Annotated in this window: 14 protein-coding genes and 1 pseudogene (1 of these 15 running past the window's edge); 6 read left to right on the forward strand and 9 right to left on the reverse strand. The window is 58.4% G+C overall.

Going from position 1 to position 15,755, the window contains the following annotated elements:
- Window positions 1–100: 100 nt before the first annotated feature.
- Both repB and repA read right to left on the reverse strand, forming a co-directional pair.
- Window positions 101–1,114, reverse strand: a complete 1,014-nt coding sequence (gene repB, locus AGR1_RS20180; RefSeq protein ID WP_149147971.1) for a plasmid partitioning protein RepB — start codon at window positions 1,112–1,114, stop codon at window positions 101–103.
- Window positions 1,111–2,325: a plasmid partitioning protein RepA gene (gene repA / locus AGR1_RS20185; protein ID WP_026363408.1), complete on the reverse strand. Its 1,215-nt coding sequence runs from the start codon at window positions 2,323–2,325 to the stop codon at window positions 1,111–1,113. The genes repB and repA overlap by 4 nt, the downstream gene beginning before the upstream one ends.
- 454 nt (window positions 2,326–2,779) lie before the next feature.
- Between repA and AGR1_RS29915 the strand changes: the two genes are divergently transcribed.
- A complete protein-coding gene (locus tag AGR1_RS29915) occupies window positions 2,780–3,076 on the forward strand; it encodes an FAD/NAD(P)-binding protein (RefSeq protein ID WP_246669679.1) in 297 nt (98 codons plus the stop codon).
- Between the two features lie 558 nt (window positions 3,077–3,634).
- On the opposite strand, the gene AGR1_RS29920 is transcribed toward AGR1_RS29915, so the two are convergent.
- Window positions 3,635–3,967 (reverse strand): hypothetical protein, encoded by a 333-nt coding sequence (locus tag AGR1_RS29920; protein ID WP_246669680.1) that lies wholly within the window; start codon window positions 3,965–3,967, stop codon window positions 3,635–3,637.
- 392 nt (window positions 3,968–4,359) lie between these two features.
- Between AGR1_RS29920 and AGR1_RS20195 the strand changes: the two genes are divergently transcribed.
- From AGR1_RS20195 to AGR1_RS20205, 3 genes are all read left to right on the forward strand, one after another.
- The gene (locus AGR1_RS20195; protein WP_149147972.1) at window positions 4,360–4,755 is read left to right on the forward strand and encodes a RidA family protein; all 396 of its coding nucleotides are present in this window, start codon (window positions 4,360–4,362) and stop codon (window positions 4,753–4,755) included.
- Window positions 4,756–4,786: 31 nt separating this feature from the next.
- Window positions 4,787–5,875: a D-TA family PLP-dependent enzyme gene (locus tag AGR1_RS20200; protein WP_149148034.1), complete on the forward strand. Its 1,089-nt coding sequence runs from the start codon at window positions 4,787–4,789 to the stop codon at window positions 5,873–5,875.
- Window positions 5,876–5,945: 70 nt separating this feature from the next.
- Complete coding sequence (locus AGR1_RS20205; RefSeq protein WP_149147973.1) at window positions 5,946–7,424, forward strand: M81 family metallopeptidase; 1,479 nt, start codon at window positions 5,946–5,948, stop codon at window positions 7,422–7,424.
- A gap of 12 nt (window positions 7,425–7,436) precedes the next feature.
- On the opposite strand, the gene AGR1_RS20210 is transcribed toward AGR1_RS20205, so the two are convergent.
- From AGR1_RS20210 to hutG, 4 genes are all read right to left on the reverse strand, one after another.
- Complete coding sequence (locus AGR1_RS20210; protein WP_348640587.1) at window positions 7,437–8,018, reverse strand: HutD family protein; 582 nt, start codon at window positions 8,016–8,018, stop codon at window positions 7,437–7,439.
- Between the two features lie 30 nt (window positions 8,019–8,048).
- Complete coding sequence (locus tag AGR1_RS20215; RefSeq protein WP_149147975.1) at window positions 8,049–9,056, reverse strand: alpha/beta hydrolase; 1,008 nt, start codon at window positions 9,054–9,056, stop codon at window positions 8,049–8,051.
- A 190-nt stretch (window positions 9,057–9,246) separates the two neighbouring features.
- Window positions 9,247–10,920 carry a urocanate hydratase gene (hutU, locus tag AGR1_RS20220; RefSeq protein WP_080794601.1) on the reverse strand — a complete coding sequence of 558 codons (1,674 nt, stop codon included), beginning with the start codon at window positions 10,918–10,920 and terminating at the stop codon, window positions 9,247–9,249.
- A 14-nt stretch (window positions 10,921–10,934) separates the two neighbouring features.
- Complete coding sequence (gene hutG, locus AGR1_RS20225; protein WP_149147976.1) at window positions 10,935–11,735, reverse strand: N-formylglutamate deformylase; 801 nt, start codon at window positions 11,733–11,735, stop codon at window positions 10,935–10,937.
- Window positions 11,736–11,759: 24 nt separating this feature from the next.
- On the opposite strand from hutG, the pseudogene AGR1_RS29925 reads away from it, so the two are divergent.
- A pseudogene (locus AGR1_RS29925) lies at window positions 11,760–11,906 on the forward strand (riboflavin biosynthesis protein RibD); the annotation flags it as partial.
- A 51-nt stretch (window positions 11,907–11,957) separates the two neighbouring features.
- Here the strand turns inward: AGR1_RS29925 and hutH are convergent.
- Both hutH and hutI read right to left on the reverse strand, forming a co-directional pair.
- The gene (gene hutH / locus AGR1_RS20235) at window positions 11,958–13,502 is read right to left on the reverse strand and encodes a histidine ammonia-lyase (RefSeq protein WP_149147977.1); all 1,545 of its coding nucleotides are present in this window, start codon (window positions 13,500–13,502) and stop codon (window positions 11,958–11,960) included.
- The gene (gene hutI, locus AGR1_RS20240; RefSeq protein ID WP_348640588.1) at window positions 13,499–14,731 is read right to left on the reverse strand and encodes an imidazolonepropionase; all 1,233 of its coding nucleotides are present in this window, start codon (window positions 14,729–14,731) and stop codon (window positions 13,499–13,501) included. The genes hutH and hutI overlap by 4 nt, the downstream gene beginning before the upstream one ends.
- A gap of 141 nt (window positions 14,732–14,872) precedes the next feature.
- On the opposite strand from hutI, the gene AGR1_RS20245 reads away from it, so the two are divergent.
- A protein-coding gene (locus AGR1_RS20245; protein WP_149147979.1) for a formimidoylglutamate deiminase crosses the window boundary here: on the forward strand, window positions 14,873–15,755 show its 5' portion. 464 nt of this gene lie beyond the right edge of the window; 883 of the gene's 1,347 nt are visible here — the first part of the coding sequence; its start codon is at window positions 14,873–14,875; its stop codon lies off the right edge, out of view.

Below are 15,755 nucleotides of genomic sequence, written 5' to 3' on the forward strand. Positions count from 1 at the left end.
ATTCTTCGGGTGCTTAAATCAAAGAAAGGCTTCCGCGCGGCAACGTTCGGGGGCTTTTTTCTTTTGTGATGCGTCTCCTGTTAGTCGTTCGAGTTAAAAATCACTGCTTAGACCGGTATTCGGCAAACAGCGTCTGAAGATGTTCCAGAACGAATTCGGCAAACTCCGGTGCTTCGTTCTTGTCGATAGAGATGTCCAGCTTGCGATCGCTTTCGACCACCTTTGCCAGTCGGCCACCGGTTTGCGATGACCAGACGCCGGTTCTTTTGGGCTGCGCCTTGGGTTTCAGAAAATCCAGAAGCGACTTGAAACGTTCTTCCGATGGCAAGGCGGCAACCAAAGGGTCCTTGACGTAGGCGCGGGCTGCTTCCTTGACCTGCGAGGAGGAAAGCTGATCGGCAAGATCCATCCAGTTACGACGGCCGACAGTTGGGGCCGGGCCAATCAGATCGACGAGATCCTCCGGAATGCGGCCGACAACTGACAGCATGTTGGAAAGATCGCCCTTGTGCAGCGACATGGCGGCCATGATCGTATCACGGGGAAACCGCATCTGCAGTTTCTGGGCAAAACGCGCCTTTTCGATATAGGTGAGGTCACGGCGCTCGTTGTTTTCCTGTCCCTGGGCAACGACCAGCTGCTCGTCACTGAGATCGCGAACGACCGCCTTGACCGGAATACCGAGGCTGGAGACGGCGCGCAGGCGACGATGACCGAAGGCGACCTGATAACGGCCGGGGAATTCGGGGTGTGGGCGCACCAGAATGGGAACCTGCTGGCCCTGTTCACGAATGGCCTCTACCAGGCCTGCATCCGCCTCTTCAGAGGCTGGCATGCGATCCGGTATGAAAGAGGGATCGATATCGGCAGGGCTGAGCGAAACAATCGTAAGACCTTCAGCGAGCTGTTTTTCGATCTCTTCTGCGCGCTTGGCGCGTTCCGACACTTCGTTGAGCGACTGGCCAATCATGCCGACCGGGGAATTCAGAACATCCGTCACGAGTTCCGTAGAACCGAGAATAGGCCTGATACGCGGACGCGACCGCTCGGTGGCAGTCTCGTTGCTGTCGGCACCCGGCGTACCGAGATTGGCGAATATTTGTTTTCTGCTCATGCTGCCCTACCCCACGCTTTTTTAATCAGTCCTTCGATTTCAGCGTTTACGTTGTTCATGGCTTCCAGCGCACGGTCATAGGTGGACCGGGTGAACTGGGTTCTTTCCACTTCGAAAAGTGTCTGGTTGGTCAGTCCGGCATCCGAGACGGCCGTGCTCTTCAGCATCGGGTGGATGAGGACGTTTTCACCGAAAATCGAGCGCAGGAAAGCGACCATCTGGTTTTGCGGCCCATCGCTCGGTTCAAAACGGGTGATCAAGTAACGCATCCAGTTATAGTCGGACCGCGCCCCTGCCCTGCCGATTTCCGCGAGGAGATCACCGGTCATGGCAAGGAACTGGTTCATCGACATGACATCAAGCATTTGCGGATGAACAGTGACGAGAACCGATGTAGCGGCCGTCAGCGCTGAAAGCGTCAGGTAACCAAGCTGCGGCGGGCAATCGATGACCACGACGTCATAGAAGTTCTGCGCCTGGGCTATCGCCTGGCCGATGCGGGCAAAGAACAACGTATCGCCGGGCGCGCGACGCATCAAAGCGCGGGGTGTGTCGTGTTCGAACTCCATAAGCTCCAGATTGCCGGGAACGATGTGGAGATTGGGAATATAGGTGCCACGAACGATCTCGGCGATCGGCCGACGTTCATCGTCGTAACGGATTGCACCATAGAGCGTTTCATTCGGACCGACATCGATCTCCGGCTGATGACCGAAGAGGGCGGAAAGACTGGCCTGTGGATCAAGATCGATGGCAAGCACCCGGTAGCCACGCAGTGCCAGATATTGCGCCAGATGCGCTGATGTCGTGGTTTTTCCGGAGCCGCCCTTGAAGTTCATGACAGCAATGACCTGCAATTCTTCGCCGTCGCGGCGATGCGGCAGATAACGACGTGTGCCACGTGCGCCCTGATCGAGGAATTTTCTAATCTCGTCCATGTCCTCGACGGAATAGGAACGACGACCGGAAGCCTGAGCCGCATCGAGCTCCGGACGCTCGGCGGCGATCTGGCGAAGATAGGCCTCGCCGATGCCGATCAGCCGTGCGGTTTCAGCCGGTGAAAAATGGCGCATGCTCTTTTCGGTGTGCGGTGAAAATGTATTTGCATTATGAGCCTGCAACTGGGCTGACAACGCAGCCGAATGCTGTTGTATAAGACTCGTCAGGTCGGGTGCTCCTGCGGCACGTCTTAAATCGGCACTCTGTGTCATCGGTCTTCTTTCGCTCGAAATTGCAGTAGCGGTTTTTTTCGAAAAAGGCGGTTTTTTCCGCAACTGAGATATAAGCGCCGATTCTCTTTTCGGCGCAATAGGCTTTTTTCTCAGGTTGGAAAGTGCCGCTAAAGCATTGTGGAAGAATCACATTTGCTTTTTGTGACAGTTTGACGGTTAGCCGCGGCTAACTGCGCGTCGCCGATCGGAAAGACGGGCGTTGATCGCGTCCGCTTGGGGTGGAATGGACGTCCAGCGCAGAAGTTTGCCGCGGCTAACTTTCAATCTAGCCTTCTGTGCTCCGGCTGGTTCCAGCGCTGGAAAGTGATGGGTGGACATTTACATTGGTTCAATCGCTACTCGTTGAGTTCGACGTCCGTCGTTTGGCGGTTCAATTCGTCGCACGGTGGAAGAATGATTATCCTATGAAGTCGCTTTCATCGGCTCGGATTTCTTGATCATCCGTACAGCCGCTCATCTTTTATCGTCCCAGCCGGCGGAAGCCTCTATAGCGATCGTCGGCGATGAATGGGATTTCCGGCGCGGCGCCACCAGCGGCACGGAGCTGCCCAATCATCGTTTGAATGTGCCGGTCGGGCGAATGAGTGTCGTCCCGGACAAGCCGGATGATTTTGTCAACGGGTTGGTGGAAGGCGGGATGGCGGACAGTCCCTTACTGTTCGCCCTGTGCGGGGACGACGACCGTTATCTTCGCTACATGCTGGCTGGGCTGCTTAGAATCGAAGAGTAAGGAGCCCGGATGGATTTCGTTCGGGCCAAGGTTTGACCTCTCGGGCGGATCGCAGAGGCGGATTTTTATCTACGCTGGAGAATGGAGAGCAGCTGCGTGCGCTGAATGTTGTCCTGTGTCTGGGTGTCGGTGCGACGAGTTTGCCGTTGCAAATTGTCACCAGGGAAGGAGGGTCCGCAACGTATCATCGGCCGCTGCTGGTTGCGGGGATAGTTGTCCAAAATCAGGGCCGGGAATCGCATCTGTATTCAGGGGCCAATTCATGTCCGGTGGACTTGCTCGAATGCGCATGTCAGCCTGTCGCCGCCGCCCGAGGAGTCTAAGTTACCTGAAGGCTCAACGGAGATCAGCCGGTTGCTGTGCGCTCTGCGCAAACAGGTGAGCGAAGATGCGACGTGGCGCACCGTCATGGATGGCTTGCGGCCGCAAACTCAATCGCTTCGGCAACGTCTCACACCTGCGCAGCGCAGCCGATTCCTTCGGCATGCCTTGCCGTGGTAGAACATCCACCGGCATCGGATTGCGCCTGAAGTGTCTGGCGCCTTCGGGAAGTTGCTTTCAGATGGCGTTCTTAAAATTCATGCGGGTTACCTTCGCTCCATATAAGAAGGAGAGGAGGGGATCGCCATGCGTTACCGCCGCAGGCATACGCAGATATCGGAGGAGCTGCAGGTCGATTGGGTCGTCAATTGTACCGGAATGGAGCGAGCCGGCATCGGCCATTCCCGGCTTCTTGAAACGATGCGCGGTGACGACGTTATTTTGCTCGATCCCTTCGGGCTTGGAGTGGAAGTCGATGGCCAGTCTCGTTTGCTGCGGACTGACGGACGAAGCTGGCCCGGTCTTTTCGCCACCGGGGCGCTGACGGCGGGCAGCTTCTGGGAAGATCACGGAGAGAGTGACGGCGAAGGACCGCCTTTCCGCGGGGGGAAGGGCCGGCCGAATCGAGACGTGTCTAGTACCACTCCTAAGAGGTTAGCCGCGGCAAACTTGCTTTCTGAATAATGTTCCGGGAATTCCATGGATGCCGAATTTCGCGAGTGGAACGCCGTGCGAATGCCCACGGGGGCGCATGACAAGCATGCAGTTCCCCATGAATCACGCCATATATCGACCATGAGCGATACATTTCCCTGTAATGTATCGGCGGTAAGCACGGCAGCGGATTTCGCACGCAATGTGCGCGATTGCTAAATTATTTACATTACTTATGGAAAAGCATCATAAAATCGGCTACGTATCGTAAGAATTTCTGAAATTATGAAAATAATTTGCGAGGACCTATGCAAAAGCCGAAACTGATACGATATGAGGCGGCGGACAATCAGGCTGGCGGACAGCGGCGGCCATTTGCCAAGGCCGTCCGGGCCGGAGATTTCATTTATGTTTCCGGGCAGGTGCCCACCGTCGATGGCGAGGTTGTAACCGGCGGGATCGTGGCGCAGACCGAGCAGGTGGTTGCGAATATCAAGGACGTTCTGGCGCTTGCCGATTGTACGCTTGCGGATGTGGTCAAGGTCAATGTCTGGCTGGACGATGCCCGGGATTTTTCGAGCTTTAACGCTGTATTCCAGAAATATTTCATAGATCATCCGCCGGCACGCTCCACCGTGCAATCGCCGCTGATGGTCGATGCCAAGGTGGAAATGGACGTTATCGCCTATAATCCGCTGGCATGAAGCCCAATTTGCCGATGTTTGAGAGTAGATGATGACCTATCCCTGGCCTGATGCGGGCACACCCCTCAATGCGATTTCGACGCCGATGCCTGTGATCGACGAGGACAGGCTCGCCGCCAATATCCTCAGGGCGCAATCCTATCTGGATGATCACGGCAAGGCCTTTCGGCCGCATATCAAGACGCACAAGATACCCGCCGTCGCCAGGCAGCAGCTTCAGGCCGGTGCTATCGGCATTAATTGCCAGAAGGTCAGTGAGGCGCAAGTTTTTGCGGATGCCGGTTTTGATGACATTTTGATTACCTATAATATTCTCGGTGCGGCAAAGCTTTCGCGGCTGAAGGCGCTGAATGCGCGCATCGGCCAATTGAGCGTGGTTGCCGATAGCGCAGTCACGATTGCCGGCCTTGCCGATGCATTCGATACGGCAAGGCCGCTTGCCGTGCTGGTCGAATGCGACACAGGCGGCAAGCGCTGCGGCGTGCAGACGCCGGAAGCGGCATTGGCGCTTGCGGAACAGATCATCGCGGCACCGGGCCTCACATTCAAGGGCATTTTGACCTATCCGGCACCGGGCGGAGCCGTGACGGTGGAAAACTTCCTTCGCGAGACGATGGCATTGCTGGCGGCAAAGGGCATAGATTGTCCGGTGCGGTCCAGCGGCGGTTCTCCCGATTTTTACGCCGCCCATCTGGTTCCTTCCGCCACCGAACATCGGGCCGGTACCTATGTCTATAATGATCGCGCCATGCTGCGCGCTGGACATTGCACGGCCGGCGATCTCGCCATGCATATTCTCGCCACCGTCGTATCGCGACCGACAGCCGATCGGGCCGTGCTGGATTGCGGCTCCAAGGCCCTTACCTCGGATCTCCTGGGTTTCAGCGATTACGGGCTACTTGAAAGCTATGAAGATGCGAAAATCATCTCGCTTTCGGAAGAACATGCGGTTGTCGATCTATCCGGCTGTGCCTCGCGCCTGCCTGAGATCGGCGAGATGGTCAAGGTCGTCCCGAACCATACCTGCGTCGTCAGCAATCTTTTCGACAGGATGGTTTTCCATCGAAACGGCGTCGTGACGCGGGTTGAGCAGGTCGCGGCGCGCGGTACGGTCTGGTAAAATTACCGGCTAATTAAATTTGGAAATAAAGCTGCCAAAGGGCAGATTGCGGTAACGAGAATCTAGAGACATGCGCATCTTCACGGCGTCACTCGCCACCGAAACCAACACGTTTTCACCTGTCCCGACGGATATGGATGCCTTTCGTGCGGCTTTTTATGCCGGGCCGGGGGAGCATCCAGAAACGCCGACGCTTTGCTCGTCGCCAGTGCCTATCTTGCGCCGTCGCGGCAGGGCGGAAGGGTTCACGGTAATAGAGGGAACGTCCTGCTGGGCGGAACCGGCCGGTCTTATCCAGCGCCAGACCTATGAAACGCTGCGGGACACCATTCTTGCCGAACTCACCGCCGCCTTGCCGGTCGATGCGGTGGTGCTCGGTCTGCACGGCGCCATGGTGGCGCAGGGTTATGACGATCCGGAAGGGGACTTCCTGTCACGGGTCCGCGCATTGGTCGGACCGGATGTACTTATCGCGGCGGAATTCGATCCGCACAGCCATCTGACGGCGCTTCGGGTCAAAAATCTCGATATTATGGCGACGTTCCTGGAGTTTCCGCATACGGATTTCGAAGAGCGCGGCGAGCATGTGGTTGAAATGGCGCTGCGCACGCTTCGGGGGGAGATAAAGCCGGTCATCTCCACTTTCGATTGCCGTATGATCACCATTTATCCCACCAGCCGTGAACCGATGCGCTCTTACGTCGACCGGCTGAAGGCGTTGGAAGGCAAGGAAGGCATCGTGTCGATTTCCGTTATTCACGGTTTCATGGCGGGTGACGTGCCGGATATGGGAACGCGCATCGTTGTCGTGACCGATAATGACAGGGCAAAGGGCGATGTGCTGGCCCAAAAGCTCGGCCATGAGCTTTATGCCATGCGCAAGTTGACCGCCATGCCGATGCTGGATACGGAATCCGGTCTCGACCAGGTTCTTGCCATTCGCAGCAATAATCCGGACAGGCCGGTCGTCGTATCGGATATCTGGGACAATCCGGGCGGCGGTGTCGCCGGCGACGCCACCCATATTCTGCGGCGCATGATGGAGCGCGGCATGGACAATATCGCCGTCGCGACGATCTGGGACCCGATTGCTGTGTCTTTCTGTCATGCGGCGGGTGAGGGGGCCGAGATCGATCTGCGCATCGGCGGCAAATCCAGCCCTCAAGGCGGCGAGCCGCTCGATTTTCGCATAAAGGTGATGCGCACGGCCGAGGCCGGCTGGCAGAGTTTCCGCAACAGCCGCGTCACGCTCGGCCGCGCAGCTGTCGTTCGACCGCTCGGTACGCAGATCGATATCATCCTCATCACCAGCCGCACGCAAACTTATGAGCCGGATATCTTTTCCAATCTCGGCGTCGATTTTGCAAAAAAAGACGTACTGCTGGTCAAGTCCACCAACCATTTCCATGCGGGGTTTGCGCCGGTCGCATCTGAGATCGTTTATATTGCGGCCCCGACATCCTATCCGACCGATCCGGCAAGAACGCCCTATCGGAAGGCGAGCCTTGAGCTTTGGCCGCGGGTGGCCGATCCGCTGGGGCTGGATTAACGTGAGGCAGCTTCACACCTGATCAAACGACACAACGAAGAAACGAGCATCCTTTTCAACGCCCTCTATGGCGAATCCGGTGCCGGGCTCCAGAAGTAGGCTGTCGCGTCGCTGCAAATTCACGTTTCTGCCGCCTGATGAGACGCTGACGGGATCAGCGGCAAAAATTACCGTCGCCGTTGACACCGTTGAGTGAACGGTGAGCGCGCCGCGATGTCTCTCGACGCGGTGCGCATAGTGCCGGCGACGGGACATGACATTGAGATCGACAATGGGACCATTCCCCAGAACGGCCTCTACGGAAACATCGGCAGCGAAGGGCAAGGGATCGCTTTCCATCGTCAACGAAACGGGCTCGCTTGCGTCAATACTGAGGCTCATGCCGTTCCCCTCGAGGATGCAGAGGGTGCGGTCAATCCCGTCAAATATGGAAAAAGGCCCATCTTGCGCAACATCCGCCATGCTGATGCGCCAATCGAAATCCGCCATCGAGGCGTTTGCGGGATGAACGATGATCTCCGTCGTTACGCCGCCGCCGTTTTTCCAGGGCATGGATGTGTAGGTGGTTTTTTGTAGGTGTCTCATCTTCTGCATTCCCTGGGCGTTTGGCTGGACAGGAGGGTGTTACTTACCGTCACCGGCGATAAGTTTCTCAAGCTGCTTTTGCGCTGTGTGTAGATCGCCCCTTTTTCCGGCGAGTTTCTCGATCGCCTCGACAACAAGATCACGCGCAACGTAGTCTGACTTGTGTCCGAGATTTTTCACAACGATCAGGATTGACCTGTCGATATCGCGTGCAAACTGGCGAGAGTGAATCTCTGGTGAAACCACATTGTCCGTGTCGCCGGTTATGATGATGGTCGGCGCCTTGATCTTGGAATAATTCGGTGCGGCGCTCCGCGCCCATCCATTCAAGGCGGCGACTTCCTGCGCGTTATGGCGAAAGGCTTTCGGTCGCAATGCCGCCCATGCTCGGGTTGCCTCGACATAGTCCGGGGGTCGATTATTCGGTGCAAAAACCCCACGCGTCGCCTGATCGAGTGCGAGGAAACCGGCGGGTGGCGCGACGAAGGCCGAAAAAAGCGGGCCGGTCACCGGGGCGCTTGCTGCCGTGTAATACCAGGCAATTCCTCCCGGCCAAGGGTAAACCGCAGGAGAAAGAAACACCAGGCCGGACACCATCTCCGGGTGGCGAAGCGCGAATGCCGCGGTGATGGCGCCGCCAAAGGAGTGCCCCACGATGATAGCCTTGTGGATGCCGCGCTTTCTCATCAACTGAGCCACGGCATCGGCTTGTCCATCCGGCAGGATATTGTCCTTGCCGCCAGTATCGGAGCCGCCATGGCCCGGCCTGTCGATGAACAGCAGTCTTGCGCGGCCACGGAGTTTGTCTGCAAAGGAAAACAGCGGATCATAAAGACTTGCGCTTGCGCCGTGCAGGAAAACGATCGGCGGCAGGTCTGCCGGTTTCTGCGGTTCAATCAACAGGCTGTTGAGTTTGTATCCGCCGACATCAATTCTCACCGGAAAAGCCTTTTGGCCTTCGGAAGCTGCAGTGACGGTGAAAGAGAAAGCAGGAAAAATTGCACCAATCAAAAAAGAGAGGCCAAATGAGATATGCCGTGGTGCCATGCTGTCGTCCGCACTCCATCAAAGCTCGCCGCGTTATCACAGGCGCGAAAATGAACCATATGCCTGAGCGACAGTAACAACGAGAAAATCGACTCGGAAGTTTCAGACGAAGGAGCGGGTTGGATAATGGCTGTCCGGCTTGATTTGCGGAAGGGGAGGCCGCGCGGCGATGGACCGCGCGGCACAACAATCAATTGCCGAGAATACCGGGCAGGCGCAGTCCCTGCTCCTTGGCACATTCCACGGCGATGTCGTATCCGGCATCGGCATGGCGCATGACGCCGGTTGCCGGATCGTTCCAGAGAACACGCTCCAGCCGGCGCGCGGCATCATCGGTGCCATCGGCGCAGATGACCATGCCGGAATGCTGCGAGAAGCCCATGCCGACGCCGCCGCCGTGATGCAACGATACCCATGTCGCGCCGGATGCGGTGTTGAGAAGTGCGTTGAGGAGCGGCCAGTCGGAGACGGCATCCGAGCCATCCTTCATGGCTTCGGTCTCGCGATTGGGCGAAGCGACGGAGCCGCTGTCGAGATGATCGCGGCCGATGACGATTGGTGCCTTCAGTTCGCCGTTCTTGACCATTTCGTTGAAAGCAAGCCCCAGACGATGGCGGTCGCCAAGCCCGACCCAGCATATGCGCGCCGGCAGGCCCTGGAAAGCGATGCGCTCACGCGCCATGTCCAGCCAGTTGTGCAGGTGCTTGTTATCAGGCAGCAGCTCCTTCACCTTGGCGTCGGTCTTGTAGATATCTTCCGGATCGCCCGAAAGCGCCGCCCAGCGGAACGGGCCGATGCCGCGGCAGAATAGCGGGCGGATATAGGCCGGAACGAAACCGGGGAAGGCGAAGGCGTTTTCAAGCCCCTCATCTTTGGCGACCTGGCGGATGTTGTTGCCGTAATCGAGCGTCGGAACGCCGGCGTTCCAGAAATCGACCATGGCCTGGACGTGTACCTTCATCGATGCACGCGCCGCAGCGGCAACGGCCTTCGGGTCGCTTTCCTGCTTGGCGCGCCATTCGGCAACCGTCCATCCGGCGGGAAGGTAACCATGGACGGGGTCATGCGCCGAGGTCTGGTCGGTAACAATATCGGGGCGGACGCCGCGACGGACGAGTTCCGGAAAGATTTCCGCCGCATTGCCGATCAGACCGACGGATTTCGCCTCGCCTGCCTTGGTCCATTGGTCGATCAGCGCCAGCGCCTCATCGAGCGTATGCGCCTTCGCATCGACGTAACGGGTGCGCAGGCGGAAATCGACGCGGGTTTCATCACATTCGACGGCAAGGCAGCAAGCGCCGGCCATAACGGCTGCCAGCGGCTGTGCGCCGCCCATGCCGCCGAGGCCGCCGGTGAGAATCCACTTACCCTTCAGGTTCCCCTCATAATGCTGGCGGCCGGCCTCGACGAAGGTTTCATAGGTGCCCTGCACGATGCCCTGCGTGCCGATGTAGATCCACGAACCGGCCGTCATCTGGCCGTACATGGCAAGGCCCTTCTTATCCAGCTCGTTGAAATGATCCCAGTTCGCCCAATGCGGCACGAGGTTGGAATTGGCGATCAGGACGCGCGGCGCGTCTTTGTGGGTGCGGAACACGCCGACGGGCTTGCCCGACTGCACGATGAGGGTTTCATCCTCGTTCAGGTCCTTCAGCGTCGCGACGATACGGTCGAAATCGTCCCACGTGCGGGCGGCGCGGCCAATGCCGCCATAAACCACCAGCTCATGCGGGCGCTCGGCGACGTCAGGATCGAGATTGTTCATCAGCATGCGCAGCGGCGCTTCCGTCATCCAGCTTTTGGCATTGAGTTCAGTGCCCTGCGGTGCGCGGACATCGCGAATATTGTGGCGTGGATTGTTCATGTACTTTCCCCTTATCATTTCGTGTCGAGCGCAAATTTTTCCATGCGCGTGAGAATGGTCTTGAGATGGGCGCGAAGCCGTTCGGCTTTGCCCGTGTCATAGGCAAAAGGTGGTTGCTCGTTCTGAAGATGGGTGGACTGCGCCAGCTCCATCTGAATGGCGTGCACACCGGTCTCCGGATTTCCGTAATGGCGCGTCGTCCAGCCGCCTTTGAAGCGGCCGTTCAGAATGCTGTCATAGCCCGCCGCCGCTGCGGTCACCTCGACGGCGATTTTCTCGATTGCTGGATCGCAGGTCTTGCCCAAATCCGTGCCGATATTGAAGTCCGGCAGCTTGCCCTCGAACAGAAAGGGGATATGCGAACGGATCGAATGGCAATCATAGAGAATGGCGATGCCGTGGATGGATTTCACCCGCTCGATTTCCGCCGCGAGGGCCGCGTGATAGGGCGCGTGGAAGTTTTCCAGACGGTGCGCAATATCGTCCTGACTGGGCTCCTGTCCTTCATTCCAGATCGGCTCGCCGTCGAAATCGGTCTCCGGAACAAGGCCTGTCGTGTTCTGGCCCGGATAAAGGCTCACCCCGGCTGGGTCGCGGTTGGCGTCGATCACGTAACGATGGAAGGTGGCCCTTACGGTCGTCGCGTTCTCCAGAAGCCCGTCATAGAGCTTATGGATATGCCAGTCCGTATCGGCGAGTAGCCTGCCGTTATCGTTGAGACGATCCCAAATGTCGGCTGGTACATCCGTGCCGGTGTGAGGCAGGCCGAGGATGATGGGCGAGGTACCTTGGTGAAGGGTGAAGGGCGTGTTCATTAGCTGGCCCTCTCCATCGTGGGGTTACCCCCCTCTGCCCTGCCGGGCATCTCCCCCTCAAGGGGGGAGATCGGCAAGCGGATGACTCCATGCCTATTGAACGAGCGGGCGCGGCATCTGATCTCCCCCCTTGAGGGGGAGATGCCCGGCAGGGCAGAGGGGGGTAACCCCACGGCAAAGACCGATAACCCCAAGGCAGGGGAGGACAAAGCACTCATCACCTCAAACCTCCAGCTTCGGCAAAATATCGTCCGAAATTACCGCGACCAGCGCGCCGGAGCCGATCAGCTCTGCCGCAGCCTTCAAATCCGGCGCCATATAGCGGTCTTCCTCAAGTGACGGCACTACGGCGCGCAACGCAGCAATCACCTTTTGCAATTCAGGGCTCGTTTTCAGCGGTCCGCGCAGTTCCACACCCTGCACGGCTGAAAGCGCCTCGATGCCAAGGATGGCGAAAAGATTATCCGTCATCGGCAACAGACGACGCGCACCATGGCAGGCCATGGAGACATGGTCCTCCTGATTAGCGGAGGTCGGTGTGGAATCGACCGAGGCGGGATGCGCCATCTGCTTGTTCTCGCTCATCAGCGCGGCGGAGGTGACTTCTGCGATCATCAGGCCGGAATTCAGCCCCGGCTTCGTGGAGAGAAACGCCGGCAGACCATAAGAAAGCGCTGGATCGACCAGCAGCGCCACGCGGCGTTGGGCGATCGCACCGATTTCACAAATGGCGAGCGCCGTCTGGTCGGCGGCAAAGGCGACCGGTTCGGCATGAAAATTGCCGCCAGAGACAACGGAATTGTCTGAAAGCACTAGCGGATTGTCCGTCACCGCATTGGCTTCGATTTCCAGCGTGCGGGCCACCTGCCGCAGAAGATCAAGGCAAGCGCCATCCACTTGAGGCTGGCAACGGATACAATAAGGGTCCTGCACCCGCTCGTCGCCTTCAATGTGGCTGACGCGGATTTCCGAACCTTCCAGCAGATTACGAAGCGCCGCGCCCGCATCAATCTGGCCCTTATGGCCGCGCAGGCTGTGAATATCGGGATGGAAAGGAGCAGACGATCCCATGGCGGCGTCGGTGGAAAGCGCGCCGGTGACAAGCGCCGCCTGTGCTGCGCGATGGGCGCGGAAAAGACCGGCGAGCGCCAGGGCCGTCGAGGTTTGCGTGCCGTTGATCAGCGCCAGCCCTTCCTTTGCGGCAAGCACAACCGGCGTCAACCCGGCTTTGGTGAGCGCTTCTCCAGCGGGCAGAAGTACGCCCTCATAAAAAGCTTCGCCTTCGCCCATCATCACAGCGGCCATATGGGCAAGCGGCGCGAGATCGCCGGACGCGCCAACCGAACCCTTTTCTGGAATGACGGGAATGACACCCTTTTCAAGCATGTCTTCGATCAGCCGAACCAGTTCAAGCCGCACACCGGATGCGCCGCGGCCGAGCGAAACCAGCTTCAGCGCCATGATCAGCCGCACGATATTTTCAGGAAGCGGTGCACCCACCCCGCAGCAATGCGACAGAATGAGATTGCGCTGCAGCGTCGCCACATCGGCCGCGTCGATCTTGATGGAAGCGAGTTTGCCGAAACCGGTATTGATGCCATAAACCGGCGCATTGCCGGCGGCGATCTCGGCGATGCGGGCCGCTGCCTTTTCAACGCCTTTATCGAAGCTGCGGTCGAGTCTGGCGCTGCCGTTCTCCCAGTATATACCGGCGAGATCGGCTAAGGTCACATTGCCGGGGTGAAGCGTGATGGTCTTCATGGTCATGGGCAAACCTTCTGTCCCTTGAAAATACGGGCATGGAGCGGATTGAAACCGATGCGGTAAACGAGTTCTGCCGGGCGCTCGATATCCCAGATGGCAAAATCAGCGGATTTTCCAGCCTCCAGCGTGCCGGTTTCCGCAAGCAGGCCGAGCGCCTTTGCCGCGTTGCGTGTCGTCGCCGTCAGGCACTCTTCAACGGTCATGCGGAAAAGCGTTGCGCCCATATTCATGGTCAGCAGCAGCGAGGTGAGCGGCGATGTGCCGGGGTTGCAGTCCGTTGCCAGCGCCATGTCGGCCCCGGCGTCGCGCAGGGCCTGCACCGGCGGCAATTGTTTTTCCCTGAGCGCATAAAAGGCGCCGGGAAGAAGCACGGCCACCGTTCCCGATTTCGCCAGTACCTTCGCACCAGCCTCATCGAGATATTCCAGATGATCGGCCGAAAGCGCATTATAGGATGCCGCAAGCTCTGAGCCGCCAAGGTTGGAAAGCTGCTCCGCATGCAGCTTGACGGGAAGTCCCCGCTGTTTCGCAGCCTTGAAAACCCGGTCGATCTCCGGGACCGAAAAGGCGATGCCTTCGCAAAAACCGTCCACCGCATCCGCCAGCCCTTCCGCATGGGCTTTTTCCAACCCTGGCAGAACGACTTCGGTAATATAGTCGGCATTGCGACCTTGGTAGTCCGCGGGTGTCGCGTGTGCGGCGAGGTAGCTGGTGACAATACGCACGGGCCGCAGCGTCTCGAGTCTGCGGGCCACTCGCAGCATTTTCAGCTCGGTTTCGATATCGAGACCGTAACCGGATTTGATTTCTATGGTGGAAACACCTTCGGAAAGAAGCGTGTCGAGACGCGGCAGGGCCTGCGCCACCAAAGCCTCTTCCGAAAGTGCGCGCGTGTCGCGCACCGAAGAAATGATGCCGCCGCCCGCTTTGGCGATCTCTTCATAGGTGGCGCCATTCAGCCGCATCTCGAATTCCATGGCGCGATTGCCGCCGAAGACAAGATGGGTGTGGCAGTCGATCAGGGCGGGTGTGATCCAGCGACCGCCGCAATCGGTGGTCTCATCGGTTGTAGCGAGATCAGCGGGCAGATCGCTTTCTGGGCCGGCAAAGGCAATGTGGCCGTTACGCACGGCAATCACGGCATTTTCGACAGCGCCAATGCCATCCATGTCAGGATTGAAAGTCGCCAGCCGGGCATTGCGCCACAAAGCCGTGACGTTCCCGGTCGCCATTCCATTTGCAGATTTGTTCCCTGGCATTTGCTTTTCGCCTTTCCTTTGTGAGTTAAATGTATATACATAATAACAGGCTTGGCAAGCTGCAATTTCGGGTTTGAGGTGGCCTTGCCGGAAAGAACCAAAGGAGAGGGTGGCATGACGGCAATTCACGCGGGCGCAGCGCTTCTGGCTGATGGATGGGCGAAAGATGTTCGCATCATCCGCAATGCCGGCGTTATTTCATCCGTCGAAACCGGCGTTTCCCCGCAGCAGCAGGACGAGCGCCACGCGGTCATCATTCCGGCCATGCCCAATCTCCATAGCCACGCCTTTCAGCGCGCCATGGCCGGGCTTGCCGAAACTCGCGGTCCCGGTGACGACAGTTTCTGGAGCTGGCGCACCGTCATGTATAAATTCGCGCTCTCCATGACACCTGACCATGTCGAGGCGGTCGCCGCTCAGCTTTATATGGAAATGCTGGAGGCGGGTTTTGGGCGGGTCGGCGAATTTCACTATCTGCACAATGACAGGGATGGCTCACATTATGGCAATATCGCCGAAATGGCCGAGCGTATCGGCGCGGCCGCCTCGCAGACGGGTATCGGCCTCACATTGCTGCCGGTCTTTTATGCTCATTCCGGATTCGGCGGCCAGGCGCCGATCGACGGGCAGAAGCGCTTCATCCATTCGCTCGATAGTTACGGCAAGCTGATGCAGGGCGCGCAAGGCGTGGTGGATAGCTTACCGGGTGCCACCCTCGGTATCGCCCCCCACAGCCTGCGCGCAGTGACCGGCGCCGAGCTGGCAGCCATCGAGCCGCTGGCAAAAGACGGGCCGATCCATATTCATGTGGCGGAACAGACGAAGGAAGTGGACGATTCGCTTGCTTTTTCCGGTGCTCGGCCGGTGGAATGGCTGCTGAACAATGCGCCAGTCGATGGCCGCTGGTGCCTCATCCATGCGACGCACATGACGGAAACCGAAACGCGCCGTATGGCAAAAACCGGTGCCGTTGCCGGTCTCTGCCCGATCACGGAGG

Source organism: Agrobacterium sp. B1(2019), from assembly GCF_008274755.1.
In the GTDB taxonomy this organism is placed as follows: Bacteria; Pseudomonadota; Alphaproteobacteria; order Rhizobiales; family Rhizobiaceae; genus Agrobacterium; species Agrobacterium salinitolerans.